The organism is Sphingobium sp. B11D3A (assembly GCF_025961695.1).
Lineage (GTDB): Bacteria > Pseudomonadota > Alphaproteobacteria > Sphingomonadales > Sphingomonadaceae > Sphingobium.
Window position 1 is genome coordinate 2,060,954 of the sequence record NZ_JAOQOE010000001.1, and the last position, 12,745, is coordinate 2,073,698.

A 12,745-nucleotide genomic window follows, 5' to 3' on the forward strand; every position below is an offset into this window, starting at 1 on the left:
GCCTGTGTGAGAGCCCGACCGGCAGGTCTTAACCGGGCTTTCACGACTTGGCCCCAAAGGTGTCGCCGCGTTAACCACAGGCGGCGGCATGGACGAGATCATCGGGGAGTTCATTGCGGAAACTCTTGAAACGCTGGAGGTCCTCTCCGGCGAAGTCGTCGCGTGGGAAGCGGACCCGACCGACAAGTCTCGCCTCGACGCGTTTTTCCGGTTTTTCCACACCGTCAAGGGAAGCTGCGGCTTCCTGAACCTGCCCCGTTTCGAGCGGCTGGCGCATGGCGCCGAGGACGTGCTGGCAGCCATCCGGCGCGGCGAACGGCTGGCCGATCCCGCCACCGTCACGGCTGTGCTGGCGGTTATGGACCGAATCGGCGCGCTGGCGCGTGGTCTGGGCGGCGAGCCCGTCCCGGATGAAGCCGATGATGACGGGCTGCTGGATGCCCTGTCACTCCGATCCGGCGGCTTCGAGCTCTTTCACCCGATCGCCGCGCGTGCCGCAACGATGCCGGCCCCGCCCCACGAACCGCCCGCGCAGCGCGCGGACTCGCTAGAGACACCCGCTCCCGCGATGCCCAGCCCGCAGCAACCGACCGCCCCGCCGCGCGACAAAGCCCCGCGCACGATTCGGCTGCCGTTGGCGCTCATCGATCAGCTGATGAACGGCATCTCCGACATGGTGCTCGCCCGCAACGATCTGGCGCGCCGGATGCGTGACCATGGCGTCGCGCCGGATGTGGAGAGCAGCTTCGAGCGGATGTCGACCAATGTCGCGGACCTGCGCGACATGATCAGCAAGACGCGCATGCAGCGGGTCGACCGCCTGTATGCGGCCATCCCGCGCATGGTGCGCGACCTCAGCCGCGAACTGGGCAAGAAGGTCACCGTGACTCTCGACGGCGGCGATGTCGAGATGGACCGCGAAATGATCGAGATGGTCGCCGACCCGCTCACCCACATCGTCCGCAACGCCCTCGATCACGGTCTTGAGTTGCCGGCAGACCGCATCGCCGCCCGCAAGCCGGACGTCGGGCGGCTGAACATCGTCGCCCGGCAATCGGGCAACCAGATCGTCATCGAGGTGGCCGACGACGGGCGCGGCATGGACCGGGCCGCCCTGGTCGATCGGGCGGTCGCGGCCGGACTTGTCACCGCTGCCGAGGCGGCCGGGATGAGCGACGCCGAGAAGCTGAACCTGATCTTCCTGCCCGGCCTCAGCACGGCGCGGGAGGTGACCTCCATCTCCGGGCGTGGCGTCGGCATGGATGTCGTGCGGGCCAATATCGAGCAGATCGGCGGCGTGATCGACATCACCACGACGCCTGGCGACGGCACGGTGATCACCATGCGCGTGCCCCTGACACTGACCATCATTCCGGGCCTGATCGTGCGGTGCGGCGGGCAGACCTTCGCCATGCCGCGTGGCAATGTCGTGGAACTCATTCACGAAAACAGCAACATGGTCTCGATCGAGGAGGTCGCCGGCGGACGCATCGCGACCATTCGCGGCGAGCGTCATCCGGTTGTGACGCTTGAGGACGTGCTGGGCCTTGCCCGTCAGGCCGAAGCGAACGGGCCGCGGACCTTGATGGTCATTCGCTCCTCGGCCGGGCAAAATTATGTGCTGGGTGTCGAAACCGTCGACAGCAATGAGGAGCTGGTCATTCGCCCGGCCTCACCGGTGATCGCATCCGCCGGGGCATTTGCGGGCATGACGCTCCCCGACAACGGCCAGCCAATGCTGCTGCTCGACGCCACCGGGCTCTTCCAGATCGCGCAATTGCCCGTGGTCGATGCCGACAAGGCGCGGCGGGATCATCACAGCCAGGAACCGACCGAGGCCATCGATACCTTGCAGGTGCTCTTCTATCGCGACCGGGATGGCGTGGAACGGCTGATGCCGCTGCCCATCGTCGAGCGCGTCGAGGAACTGGACTGTACGCAGATCGGGCGCTCCGAGGGACGGGCATTCGCGCGGATCGAGGAGCGCCTGCTGCCGGCGCTCAATGTCCGCCCGGATGAGACCGGTGTGCTAAAGGCCATGCGCCTGCACGATGGGCGCGATCTGCTCATCTTCCTCATCGAAGAGGTGCTCGACATCCTGGAAATCCCCGCCCGGCTGGAAGTGCCGATCGGCCGGGGACGGATCGCCGGCCTGGTGCTGGTTGGCGAGCAGCAACTGGAGCTGGTCGATCCGTTCACCCTGTTTGAGGAGGTCGCGGCCCGCCCGGCCTCTGACGCTGCCGCGCAGGCCGTGCGCTGCATGATCGCCGATGTCGAAGACCCGTGGATGCGCAACATCCTGGCGCCGCTGCTCGTTCAGGCCGGCTATGACGTCGTTCTGGGCGCCGCAGGCGACGCGCCGCCCGATGTTGTGCTATGTGGAAGCGGACATGCCCCGGCGCTCATGGGCGTTCCGGTGCTTGCCCTGCGGGAGCAGCCGCAATTGCCGGCCGACCCCAATGCGCCCCCCTCCATCTACCGCTATGATCGCGCCGGGCTGATGGCGGCGATTTCCAGCTTCGCACGGAAGGCCGCATGACCGACTCGCTGTTCCTGTTCGCATCCATCGCGGGCGCCCCGATTTCCGTGCGTGCCTGTGCCATCGAAGCCGTGGTGCGGCTGGGGGATATCGTCCCCGTGCCCTTGGCGCCTGCGCACGTGCGCGGGCTCGCGGCGCTGCGCAGCCGTGTGCTCACGGTAATCGATCTGCAATCGCGCATCTTTGGCAAGGCGGGGGATGCACAGACCGCACCGCTGGCGATCGTCGCGGACATTGCCGGGCACAGCTATGGTTTCCTCATCGATGCCGTGACCGATATCTGCCAGGCGCAGGGCGGCGTGCAGCCATTGCGCGGCCGCATCGATCCTGCGTGGCGGCCATTCGTTTCCGGCCTCGTCGATTATGATGGCCGCAGCCATCTTCTGCTCACGCTCGCCGATTTCACCAACGCCCCGTCTGGCGCGCTGGCCGCGTGAGATATTTAACGAATTTACCAAAATGACACGCTCTGCCCGTAGGTTACGTAGCCAAGCAAGTATCAGGGGTCGCGACTCATGCCGAACTGCCTCATTGTCGATGACTCCAAGGTGATCCGAAAGGTGGCACGCCACATTCTGGAATCCCTCGATCTCGACGTTCACGAAGCGCAGGACGGACGTGAAGCGCTCGACATGTGCGAAGGGCAGGTGCCGGACGTGGTGCTGCTCGACTGGAACATGCCGGTGATGAGCGGCCTGGAATTCCTCAAGGAACTCTCCCGCCGCAATTTCGCCCATCCGCCCAAGGTGATCTTCTGCACCACCGAGAATGGCGTGGACCATATCCGCGCCGCCGTCGATGCCGGTGCCGACGAATATGTCATGAAGCCCTTCGATCGCGACACGCTGGAGAGCAAGCTCCAGATCGTCGGGGTTCTCTAGGGGCTCGGGAGCGCCGGGAATGGCGTGCGCTGCCCTCCTGTCCGATGCCAGCTCCGGAACCGATGGTTCGCGCATCGATGTGCTGATCGTCGATGATTCGCTGGTCGTCCGCCGCGTGCTGGGTCGGGTGCTGGGCGAAGATCCGCGCTTCCGCGTGGTCGGGACGGTCGCCAGCGGAAAGCAGGCTCTGGCTTTCGTGGCCAGAAAGTCGGTGGACCTGGTGCTTCTCGATATCGACATGCCCGAGCTCGACGGCCTGCAGGTGCTCCCCCACTTGCTTGGCCCCGATCAGCGCCGGCAGGTGGTGCTGCTCAGCGGCTCGTGCAGCGAGGGCAGCGAGGTCGCCTTGCAGGCGTTGGCTTTGGGTGCCGGTGATGTCGTGGCCAAGCCCAGCGCCGGCCATTTCAGCCCGCAATTCGTCGAGCATCTGCTCGATCGCCTGGCCCATCTGGCGCCAGCGGCTGAACGTAGCCGCACGCCGGAACGATTCGATGAGGCGAGCGCACGCCTGCGGCCACCAGGCACGCTCGTGCGCGCCGTGGCCATCGGCGGATCGACCGGCGGGATCAGCGCGATTCTCTCCGTCATCAAGGGCCTTGAGGACAACCCGGCCTTTCCCATCTTCATCACCCAGCATCTGCCTGCCAGCTTCCAGCCGCTGCTGGCAGAACAGCTCCGCCGCGCCACACATCTGCCCGTGGTTCTGGCGGAACAGGCCATGCCAGTGCAGCCGGGCACCATCCATCTGGCACCCGGCACTGCCCATCTTTCGCTCGGCAAAGGAGCGCGCGGGCAAATATTGGTGCGATTGAGCACCCAGCGCTGCCTGCATGAAAGCTTCCCGGCGGTCGACCCGATGTTCACCGCCCTGGCGCGCTTTTACGGACGCGGCGCCTGTGGCGTCATCCTCTCCGGCATGGGACGCGACGGACTGGCTGGCGCGCAAGCCATTGTCGGCGCGGACGGCTGGCTGATCGCGCAGGACCACCAGTCGAGCGCGGTATGGGGCATGCCCGGTTCGGTCGTGAAGGGAGGTCTCGCCAGTGCCATTCTGCCCCCCGCTCAGATCGCCGAGTTGATCCTGCAGCAATGGCATGCAGGCGCATGACCATGCAGCCAGTTTCCAACGCCGCCTGTCGCCTCGCCGAATTGCTCCACCGGGAGACCGGGCAGACGCTCTCGGAAGCGAGGCGATGGCGCATCGAAACGTCGCTGCGACCGCTGTTGCGCGCACACGGGCTGAGCACGCTGGAAGAGCTCGTGAACGCGATCGAACGGGCGCCTCACGGGCTCCTACAGGCCGAAGTGATCGACGCGCTGCTCAATCACGAAAGCTCGTTCTTCCGGGATGTGAGCGTCTTCCACGCGATCGAAAACAGCGTCCTGCCCGCACTCGCCCGGACGCGCGCGGATCGGCGACTGCGCATCTGGTGCGGCGGGTGCTCGACCGGGCAGGAAGCCTATTCGCTGGCCATGATCGTCCACCGCTCGGCCGCGCTGGCCGATTGCACGGTCAGCATCCACGCCACGGACGTATCGGCCCTCGCGATCGCCAAGGCAAAGCGCGGACGGTTTTCGCAGATGGACATGCAGCGCGGCCTGCCGATCAGCGAATTGCTGCGCTGGTTCCATCCTGTCGATAACGAATGGCAGATTGCCGGCGAGCTTCAGCAGATGATCGTGTTCCAGCAGGACAATCTCCTCGACCCCGTTCATGGCGCAGGCCCATTCGATCTCATTCTGTGCCGCAACGTGCTCTTCTACTTTTCCGAAGAGAGGCGCCGCCGGGCATGGAAAACGCTGTCGGGCCGGGTTCGGCCCGGCGGCTATCTCGCGCTCGGGGCGGGCGAAATGGCCTGTGCCGAGTCCGGCTTTTCGGCCTGCCGGGGCCTCAGCTGCCTGTATCAGGCCCGTGAAGCCCGGCCCGATCAACCGCGCATGATGCTGCCTGCAGGCGGCGCTTCCTCCGCACCCGCCATTGAGCTAGGACAGGGCTGACCGCACCGCCCGGCAACATGCCGGCATGCGCAAGGAAAGTGGCCCAGTTCTGCATGATCGAGACGCCGTCACCCAATTTTGACGACCGAACGCTCCCGGTGTCCATCCTCGTCCTGCACTATACGGGGATGCCGGACGCCCAGAGCGCGATCAACTGGATGGCCAATCCGGATAGCAAGGTCTCCGCCCATTATGTCGTCACGGAGGAGGGCAAGGTGGTCCGCATGGTCGACGAGACCAAGCGCGCCTGGCACGCCGGACGGGCGTGGTGGCGCGGCATCACCGACGTCAATTCCGCGAGCATCGGCATCGAGATCGTCAATCCCGGCCATGAATGGGGCTATCGGCCCTTCCCGCAGGCGCAGATCGATGCGCTGATCCCGCTCGTCCACGACATCATGCAGCGCCACCGCATCACGCGCGGCAATGTCGTCGGCCACAGCGATGTGGCGCCCGCACGCAAGCAGGACCCCGGCGAGTTGTTCCCCTGGAGCAAGCTCGCCCGGCTGCGCCTCGCCCTGCCGCGCCCGACCCGCAATCTCATGGACCCACTCTGGAGCGACGGCGCCTTTATGCTCGCGCTCGAGCGATTCGGCTATGATATCGCCGAGCCGGAAGCCGCGGTGACGGCGTTCCAGCGCCGTTTCCGGCCGGAATTGATCGACGGCGTGATCGACGGGGAATGCCGCGCCATCCTGCTCGCGCTGCTGCTGCCAAGGCCCCGCGGCGACGACTGAGCGCGATCGGACAAGACGGACCGGAATATTTTTCAGTGCCCGCACACTGAAATCCATTTCGGGCGTTTGGCGGGGATGATGACAGCGAGGGTGGTCGCGCAGCGCCGCGACGGGCTTGGGGGGAGAATGCGATGACCGGGCCGCAATGGCTCTCTATCGCCACGCTTGCCGGCATGATGGTGCTCTTCCTCTGGGGGCGCTTCCGCTATGACGTCACGGCAGTCATCGTTCTGCTCTTCGCGGTCCTGATCGGCATTGTCGATCCGGCCGACGCCTTCTCCGGCTTCTCGGACGATATCGTCATCATCGTCGGCTCGGCGCTGGTGCTTTCGGCCGCCGTGCAGCGCTCCGGCGCGATCGAGGTGGGGCTCAAATTCGTCGCGGGCCGCGTGCGCCATGTCCGCTCGCAACTGCTGCTGCTTACCGCCACGGTCGGCACGGCCTCGGCGCTGGTCAAGAATGTCGGCGCGCTTGCCATGCTGATGCCCGCCGCCTTCCAGATGGCCAAGCGCAACAACGCCAGTCCCTCGGTCTTCCTCATGCCCATGGCCTTCGCCTCGCTGCTGGGCGGGCTGATGACGCTGGTCGGCACCTCGCCGAACATCATCGTCAGCCGCGTGCGCACGGAGATGACCGGCGAGCCCTTTGGCATGTTCGATTATTTCCCGACCGGGTTTGGCCTGTTTATCGTGGGCCTGCTGTTCCTGCGTTTCGGCTACCGACTGCTCCCGCGCGATCGTCGCGGCGCGGCGACCATGGGCGATGCCATGGACATCTCCGGCTATGTCACCGAAGCAACCGTGCGCGAGGACACGCCGCCCGACGGCGAGACGATCGCCGCCTTCCTCAAGCGCCACGACCATGAGGTGCAGATCACCAGCCGTCTGCGCGGCCGGCGTCCGCTCTCGACGCAGGGCAATGCGCGACTGCAGGAAGGCGACGTGCTGATTCTCTACGGCGAGCCGGATGCGCTGGAGCGGGTCATCGCCCGCGACGCGCTGGAGCTGGACGGCGAGACGCGCGATTTGCCCGAAGGCAGCGAAGGGGACGAGATCGGCGTCACCGAGGCAGTCGTGACGGCCGAGTCCCCGCTGGTCGGGCAGAGCGCGGAGCGGCTGCTCCTCCAGCAACGTTATGGCGTTAATCTCATCGCCGTCTCGCGCGCCGGGCAGATGCTCGGGCGCAAGCTGGGCGAGATCAGCCTGCGTGCGGGCGATGTCATCGTGCTGCAGGGGCCCCTCGGCCTGCTGCCGGCGCGGCTGCGCGATCTCGGCGCGCTGCCGCTGGCGGAGCGGGGCGTCAAGCTGGGCAAGTCACATCGCGGCTGGCTGCCGCTGCTCATCCTCGCGGTTGCGATGACCGCCACGGCGAGCGGCTATGTGCCGGTGGCCATCGCCTTCTTCGCTGCCGCCGCGCTCACAGTCATCAGCGGCGCGCTGCCGGTGCGGGAAGCCTATGATGCGGTCGAGTGGCCCATCCTCATCATGCTCGCCGCGCTCATCCCGGTCAGCGACAGCATCCGGAGCACCGGCGCGTCTGATGTCATCGCCACCAATCTCGCTCATGTCGCCGCCGCCCTGCCCCCCTGGGGCGCCGTCGCGCTCATTCTGGTCGCGGCCATGGCCGTGACGCCGTTCCTCAACAATGCCGCGACGGTGCTGGTGATGGCCCCCATCGCCGGCGTCTTCGCGCATGACTTGGGCTACCGGCCGGAAGCCTTCCTCATCGCCACCGCCGTGGGAGCGGGCTGCGACTTCCTCACGCCCATCGGCCACCAGTGCAACACGCTGGTCCTCGGCCCCGGCGGCTACCGCTTCAGCGACTACGCCCGCCTGGGCGCGCCGCTCTCGCTGCTGGTGGTGCTCATCGGCACGCCGCTCATCATCTGGACCTGGCCACTGCAGTAAGGGAGCGAGGACCGGGGAAGCTGGAAAGAATCGCCTCGTGCGTGACTCCCCTCCCCCGCGCCGCTATAGCCCCGTTCGCCAGGCGGTCGGGCGGCCGCGGCGGGCGCTTGCGTCCGGCGAGGAAAGTCCGGGCTCCACGAAACAACGGTGCCGGATAACGTCCGGCGGCTCTCCTCGCGGGAGTTAGGGACAGTGCAACAGAGAGCAGGTCACGTGCGCCTTCGGGCTTGGGCTTCGGCCGCGTGAACAGTGAAAGGGTGCGGTAAGAGCGCACCGCGTCCCCGGCAACGGCGGACGGCACGGTAAACCCCACCGGGAGCAAGACCGAATAGGGGCGGCGCGCAGGTCTTCGGGCCTGCTAGGCTTGTTTCGGCCGAGATCGCCCGGGTTGGTTGCTTGAGGCCCTGCGAGAGCATGGCCCTAGAGGAATGGTCGCCCATCCGCATGCGCGTCCCTTTACGGGATACGGCGGCGGTGGACAGAACCCGGCTTACAGACCGCCTGGCATTTTTGCTGATCGCCTGCAGGGCAATGGCGCGACCGTCGCGATGCCCGCATTTTCACCGCGCTACGGTGGATTTCACTACGAACCCGCACTAAGTGAGATCGGATGGCCAGAAGCGGACGGAACAATGACTGGGGCTTTCCCCGCTGGCGCAGCTATGGCTCGGCGCGGGAAGCGCAGGCCGTTCGGCTGTGCGACCGGCATGGCTGCGACCAGCCCGGCAACTGCCCCGCGCCCAAATCCCCCAACAGCCCGGACCGCTGGTATTTCTGCCAGGCTCATGCCGCTGAATATAACAAGGGCTGGGATTATTTCGCGGGATTGGACGAGGAAGAGCGCAACGAGCGCATGCACAATGAGCAGCGCGATGCCTCCGGCTATCGGACCAGCGCCCATAATCAATGGGCCGGCCCCGGCGATGGCACCCGCTCGCGCGACGAGATGCGCGCGCTCGATGTGCTGGGGCTGGAGAGCGATGCCGATTTCGAGGCGGTGAAGCGGAGCTGGCGCGCACTCGCCAAGGAATGCCACCCCGATGTGCGGCCCGACGATGCCGACGCCGCCACGCGCTTTCAGGCTATCCAGGCCGCCTATGACGTGCTGCGCGTGGCCGAGGAGCGCAAGAGCTGGAAGCCCGCGCCATGAGCGCCCGTCAGGTCCGCAGTCGCTGGTCTAACGCGGTGCTGGTTTGTCGCAAATGCGAGAAGAAGATCAAGGGCGGCGGCTTCGGGCCGGAGGGGAACAAGACCCTCGGCAAGGCCCTGCGCAAGCATCTGCAGCTCGGCAAGGGTCGCAAGGCCGGTGCCGGCATTCTCGAGGTCGGCTGCCTCGACATCTGCCCCAAGCGCGCGGTGACGGTGGTCGACACCAGCAAGCCGGACCGATGGCTGATCATCCACCCCGGCGCCAATCTGGATGTTCTCGCGCACGATTTGGGGCTGCGCAACAAATCCTGAGATGATCGATGCGGCGCGGCTGACCGGTGCCGTCAGTCGATGGGCGGCACGGGCTGCGGCGGCGCGTCGGGATCGGCCTCAGGCACCTCGACGGTGCCGCGCCCGACATGGCTGCGCGAGCGGCTATAGGCGAAATAGACGACGAGACCGACTACAGCCCAGGCCACGAACATCAGCTTCGTCTCGATACCGAGTTTGAAGAAGAGGTAGATGCAGCCGAGGATCGCGACCGGCGCGGTGATGGCGATGGCCGGCGTACGGAACGGCCGCTTGCGCGTCGGGTCCGTCCGCCTCAGCACGAGCACGGCGATGGAGACGGCGGCAAAGGCGAACAGCGTGCCGGAATTGGAAATGTCGGCGAGAATGCCGACCGGGAAGAAGGCCGCGAACAGGGCCACGAAAACGCCGGTGATGATCGTGATGACATGCGGCGTGTGGAACTTGGGGTGGACCTTGGAGAACACCGCCGGCAGCAGCCCGTCCCGGCTCATGACGAAGAAGATGCGCGTCTGGCCGAACATCATCATGAGGATGACCGACGGCAGGGCAAGACCAGCAGCCAAACCGATGAGGTTGCCGATCTGCGGCCAGCCGATCTCCCGCATCGTCCAGGCCAACGCTTCTTTCGAGCAGACCACTGCCTGATCGCCGATGGCCGCGCACTGATCGGCCAGCGCCTTGCTGCCCGGCGCCAGCGCTTCCCCGGCCGGGCCCATCAAAGGCTGCGAGCCCACCGTGCCGACAACCCCGGCAGCAACCAACAGGTAGAAAATCGTGCAGATGGTGAGCGAGCCAATGAGGCCGATCGGCATGTTGCGCTGGGGATTCTTGGTTTCCTCCGCCGCGGTGGAGACCGCATCGAAGCCCACATAGGCAAAGAAGATCGACGCCGCCGCCGCGCCGATGCCGCCGAAGCCCAAAGGCGCAAACGGCGAGAACTGCTCCATGTTCATCACTGGCAGCGCCAGCACGATGAACAAGGTGAGTGCCGCGACCTTGATCACCACGAGCACGGCATTGACCATCGCGCTCTCACGCGTGCCGATGACCAGCAGCCAGGTGACCAATAGGGCGATGCCCATGGCCGGCAGATTGACCAGACCGCCATCGAACGGCCCGCGCACCAGCATGTTGGGAATGTCGATGCCCAGCGCATGTTCCAGCAGGCCGACGACATAGCCGGACCAGCCGACCGAGACTGCCCCCGCCGCCACGGCATATTCGAGGATCAAGGCCCAGCCGACCATCCAGGCGATCAGCTCGCCCATCACCGCATAGCTATACGTGTAGGCCGATCCCGAAACCGGGACCATCGAGGCCATTTCCGAATAGCAGAGCGCCGCCACGGCACAGACGAAGCCGGCGATGACGAAGGAGAGCATCATGCCCGGCCCCGCCTTCTGCGCCGCTTCCGCCGTGAGCACGAAAATGCCGGTGCCGATCACGGCGCCCACACCCAGCATGGTCAGCTGGAAGGCCCCGAGCGATCGGTGCAGTGATTTCTTTTCGGCAGTGGCGAGAATGGCGTCGAGTGGCTTGATGCGGCCAAAGATCATGCGCGTCTCTCTATACAGCGCGGCTGCAGCCGCTCCCCCTGAACTGACCGCCAAGCCTATAGGCTTATCGGCGACGCGCAAGGGGCTTGCGACAGGGGAAGGCGTCGCGGGCAGGCAAACCGCGCTCAGCGCGCCAGCATCGGCCCCAGCGCGCGTCCGCCGAACAGATGAACGTGCAGATGCGGCACTTCCTGCCCGCCATGCGCGCCGACATTGGCGAGCAGGCGATAGCCCGGCTCCACCAGCCCCGCCTCGCGGGCAATCACGCCGACCGCGCGCACGAATGCCGCGATCTCGCCCTCACTTGCACGGGCCGAGAAATCATCCCAGCTCACATAGGCGCCCTTGGGAATCACGAGAATGTGCGTCGGCGCCTGCGGGGCGATGTCGTGAAAGGCGAGGACGTGATCGTCCTCGAACACCTTGTTGCAAGGAATCTCGCCGCGCAGGATCTTCGCGAAGATGTTGTTTTCGTCATAGGGAAGGGTCGGGTCGATCGCCATGGCTCACTCCGGAAAGACGGTCATTTCGGACGGTTGGCTTTCTCATCCAGCCCAGAAACGCCCTCGCGCCGGTCCAGCTCGGCGCAGACATCGGCAAGGGTAACGCCACGCTCGGCGAGCAGGACGAGCAGGTGGAACATGAGGTCGGCCGCTTCGCCGGTCAGGGCCGCCTTGTCCTCACTCAGCGCGGCGATCACCGTCTCGACGGCTTCCTCTCCGAATTTCTGCGCCATCTTGCCAAGCCCCTTGGCGCGCAGGCGGGCAACATAGGAGCTGTCGGGATCGGCCTCGCGCCGGGCGAGGATGGTCTGTTCGAGGCGGAAGAGGCTGTCCATGGCGCTTGTCCTTGCCGCTGCGCCGCCGGGCGTCAATGGCTTTTCCGGCTGACGCCGCGCTCAGAGATGGCGGACGGGAATGCCCGCAGCGGCCAATGCCGCCCGCGCCTCACGCACGCTGTGCTGGCCGAAGTGGAAGATGGAGGCCGCCAGAACCGCGCTGGCATGGCCCTGCATCACGCCCTCGACCAGATGATCGAGCGTGCCGACGCCCCCGCTGGCGATGACCGGCACGGTGACGGTATCGGCAATGGCGCGGGTGAGCGCAAGGTCATAGCCCTGCTTCGTGCCATCGCCATCCATGGAGGTGACGAGCAATTCGCCCGCGCCAAGCTCTGCAAGCCGCGCCGCGTGAGCAAGCGCGTCGATTCCGGTGGCACGGCGGCCGCCATGGGTGAAGATTTCCCAGCGGCCCTCACCGACCCGCCGGGCATCGACGGAGGCCACGATGCACTGGCTGCCGAACCGATCTGCAATCTCGCTCACCACCTCGGGACGCGACACGGCGGCGCTGTTCACGGCGACCTTGTCCGCGCCGGCAAGCAGGAGCGCGCGTGCATCCTCCGCGCTGCGCACGCCACCGCCGACGGTGAGCGGCATGAAGCAGACTTCCGCCGTGCGCGCGACGATATCGAGCAGCGTGCCGCGATCCTCGTGGCTGGCGGTGATATCAAGGAAGCACAATTCGTCCGCGCCGGCAGCATCATAGACCTTCGCCTGCTCCACCGGATCACCGGCATCGCGCAGATCGACGAAGTTCACGCCCTTGACCACACGGCCATTGGCAACATCGAGACAGGGGATGATGCGGGTGCGGACGGTCATGGA

At 66.2% G+C, this 12,745-nt stretch carries 13 protein-coding genes and 1 other RNA gene; 10 read left to right on the plus strand and 4 right to left on the minus strand.

Annotation, left to right across the window (positions count from 1 at the left end):
- Nucleotides 1–88: 88 nt before the first annotated feature.
- From M2332_RS09830 to M2332_RS09875, 10 genes are all read left to right on the plus strand, one after another.
- Entirely contained in the window at nt 89–2,539 is a 2,451-nt protein-coding gene (locus M2332_RS09830) for a chemotaxis protein CheA (protein WP_264573899.1), read from the plus strand.
- On the plus strand, nt 2,536–2,976 hold the full coding sequence (locus M2332_RS09835; RefSeq protein WP_264573900.1) for a chemotaxis protein CheW: 441 nt from the start codon (nt 2,536–2,538) through the stop codon (nt 2,974–2,976). The genes M2332_RS09830 and M2332_RS09835 overlap by 4 nt, the downstream gene beginning before the upstream one ends.
- 78 nt (nt 2,977–3,054) lie before the next feature.
- Entirely contained in the window at nt 3,055–3,420 is a 366-nt protein-coding gene (locus M2332_RS09840) for a response regulator (RefSeq protein WP_181561191.1), read from the plus strand.
- Between the two features lie 19 nt (nt 3,421–3,439).
- Nucleotides 3,440–4,528 (plus strand): chemotaxis protein CheB, encoded by a 1,089-nt coding sequence (locus M2332_RS09845; protein ID WP_264573901.1) that lies wholly within the window; start codon nt 3,440–3,442, stop codon nt 4,526–4,528.
- On the plus strand, nt 4,525–5,418 hold the full coding sequence (locus M2332_RS09850; RefSeq protein ID WP_264573902.1) for a CheR family methyltransferase: 894 nt from the start codon (nt 4,525–4,527) through the stop codon (nt 5,416–5,418). The genes M2332_RS09845 and M2332_RS09850 overlap by 4 nt, the downstream gene beginning before the upstream one ends.
- 53 nt (nt 5,419–5,471) lie before the next feature.
- Entirely contained in the window at nt 5,472–6,155 is a 684-nt protein-coding gene (locus tag M2332_RS09855; protein WP_264572348.1) for an N-acetylmuramoyl-L-alanine amidase, read from the plus strand.
- 131 nt (nt 6,156–6,286) lie between these two features.
- The gene (locus M2332_RS09860; protein ID WP_264573903.1) at nt 6,287–8,062 is read left to right on the plus strand and encodes an SLC13 family permease; all 1,776 of its coding nucleotides are present in this window, start codon (nt 6,287–6,289) and stop codon (nt 8,060–8,062) included.
- Nucleotides 8,063–8,140: 78 nt separating this feature from the next.
- Nucleotides 8,141–8,571: RNase P RNA component class A (gene rnpB / locus M2332_RS09865), an RNA gene on the plus strand.
- Between the two features lie 101 nt (nt 8,572–8,672).
- Entirely contained in the window at nt 8,673–9,212 is a 540-nt protein-coding gene (locus M2332_RS09870) for a J domain-containing protein (RefSeq protein WP_264573904.1), read from the plus strand.
- Nucleotides 9,209–9,523 (plus strand): (2Fe-2S) ferredoxin domain-containing protein, encoded by a 315-nt coding sequence (locus tag M2332_RS09875; protein ID WP_181561185.1) that lies wholly within the window; start codon nt 9,209–9,211, stop codon nt 9,521–9,523. The genes M2332_RS09870 and M2332_RS09875 overlap by 4 nt, the downstream gene beginning before the upstream one ends.
- Nucleotides 9,524–9,555: 32 nt before the next feature.
- Here M2332_RS09875 and M2332_RS09880 read toward each other — a convergent pair whose 3' ends face one another.
- The 4 genes from M2332_RS09880 to hisF all read right to left on the minus strand — a co-directional run bounded on the left by M2332_RS09880 (nt 9,556) and on the right by hisF (nt 12,742).
- On the minus strand, nt 9,556–11,079 hold the full coding sequence (locus M2332_RS09880) for an amino acid permease (protein ID WP_264573905.1): 1,524 nt from the start codon (nt 11,077–11,079) through the stop codon (nt 9,556–9,558).
- Nucleotides 11,080–11,204: 125 nt separating this feature from the next.
- Nucleotides 11,205–11,582, minus strand: coding sequence for a histidine triad nucleotide-binding protein (locus tag M2332_RS09885; protein WP_264573906.1), 378 nt, complete (start codon nt 11,580–11,582; stop codon nt 11,205–11,207).
- Nucleotides 11,583–11,602: 20 nt separating this feature from the next.
- Complete coding sequence (locus M2332_RS09890) at nt 11,603–11,917, minus strand: phosphoribosyl-ATP diphosphatase (protein ID WP_264573907.1); 315 nt, start codon at nt 11,915–11,917, stop codon at nt 11,603–11,605.
- 60 nt (nt 11,918–11,977) lie between these two features.
- Nucleotides 11,978–12,742, minus strand: a complete 765-nt coding sequence (hisF, locus tag M2332_RS09895; RefSeq protein ID WP_264573908.1) for an imidazole glycerol phosphate synthase subunit HisF — start codon at nt 12,740–12,742, stop codon at nt 11,978–11,980.
- Nucleotides 12,743–12,745 lie beyond the last annotated feature (3 nt).

Excerpts from the sequence above, each read along its gene's own strand:
- M2332_RS09830 (WP_264573899.1), top strand. The coding sequence starts at position 89 with ATGGACGAGATCATCGGGGAGTTCATTGCGGAAACTCTTGAAACGCTG.
- M2332_RS09835 (WP_264573900.1), top strand. The coding sequence starts at position 2,536 with ATGACCGACTCGCTGTTCCTGTTCGCATCCATCGCGGGCGCCCCGATT.
- M2332_RS09840 (WP_181561191.1), top strand. The coding sequence starts at position 3,055 with ATGCCGAACTGCCTCATTGTCGATGACTCCAAGGTGATCCGAAAGGTG.
- M2332_RS09845 (WP_264573901.1), top strand. The coding sequence starts at position 3,440 with ATGGCGTGCGCTGCCCTCCTGTCCGATGCCAGCTCCGGAACCGATGGT.
- M2332_RS09850 (WP_264573902.1), top strand. The coding sequence starts at position 4,525 with ATGACCATGCAGCCAGTTTCCAACGCCGCCTGTCGCCTCGCCGAATTG.
- M2332_RS09855 (WP_264572348.1), top strand. The coding sequence starts at position 5,472 with ATGATCGAGACGCCGTCACCCAATTTTGACGACCGAACGCTCCCGGTG.
- M2332_RS09860 (WP_264573903.1), top strand. The coding sequence starts at position 6,287 with ATGACCGGGCCGCAATGGCTCTCTATCGCCACGCTTGCCGGCATGATG.
- M2332_RS09870 (WP_264573904.1), top strand. The coding sequence starts at position 8,673 with ATGGCCAGAAGCGGACGGAACAATGACTGGGGCTTTCCCCGCTGGCGC.
- M2332_RS09875 (WP_181561185.1), top strand. The coding sequence starts at position 9,209 with ATGAGCGCCCGTCAGGTCCGCAGTCGCTGGTCTAACGCGGTGCTGGTT.
- M2332_RS09880 (WP_264573905.1), bottom strand. The coding sequence starts at position 11,079 with ATGATCTTTGGCCGCATCAAGCCACTCGACGCCATTCTCGCCACTGCC.
- M2332_RS09885 (WP_264573906.1), bottom strand. The coding sequence starts at position 11,582 with ATGGCGATCGACCCGACCCTTCCCTATGACGAAAACAACATCTTCGCG.
- M2332_RS09890 (WP_264573907.1), bottom strand. The coding sequence starts at position 11,917 with ATGGACAGCCTCTTCCGCCTCGAACAGACCATCCTCGCCCGGCGCGAG.
- hisF (WP_264573908.1), bottom strand. The coding sequence starts at position 12,742 with ATGACCGTCCGCACCCGCATCATCCCCTGTCTCGATGTTGCCAATGGC.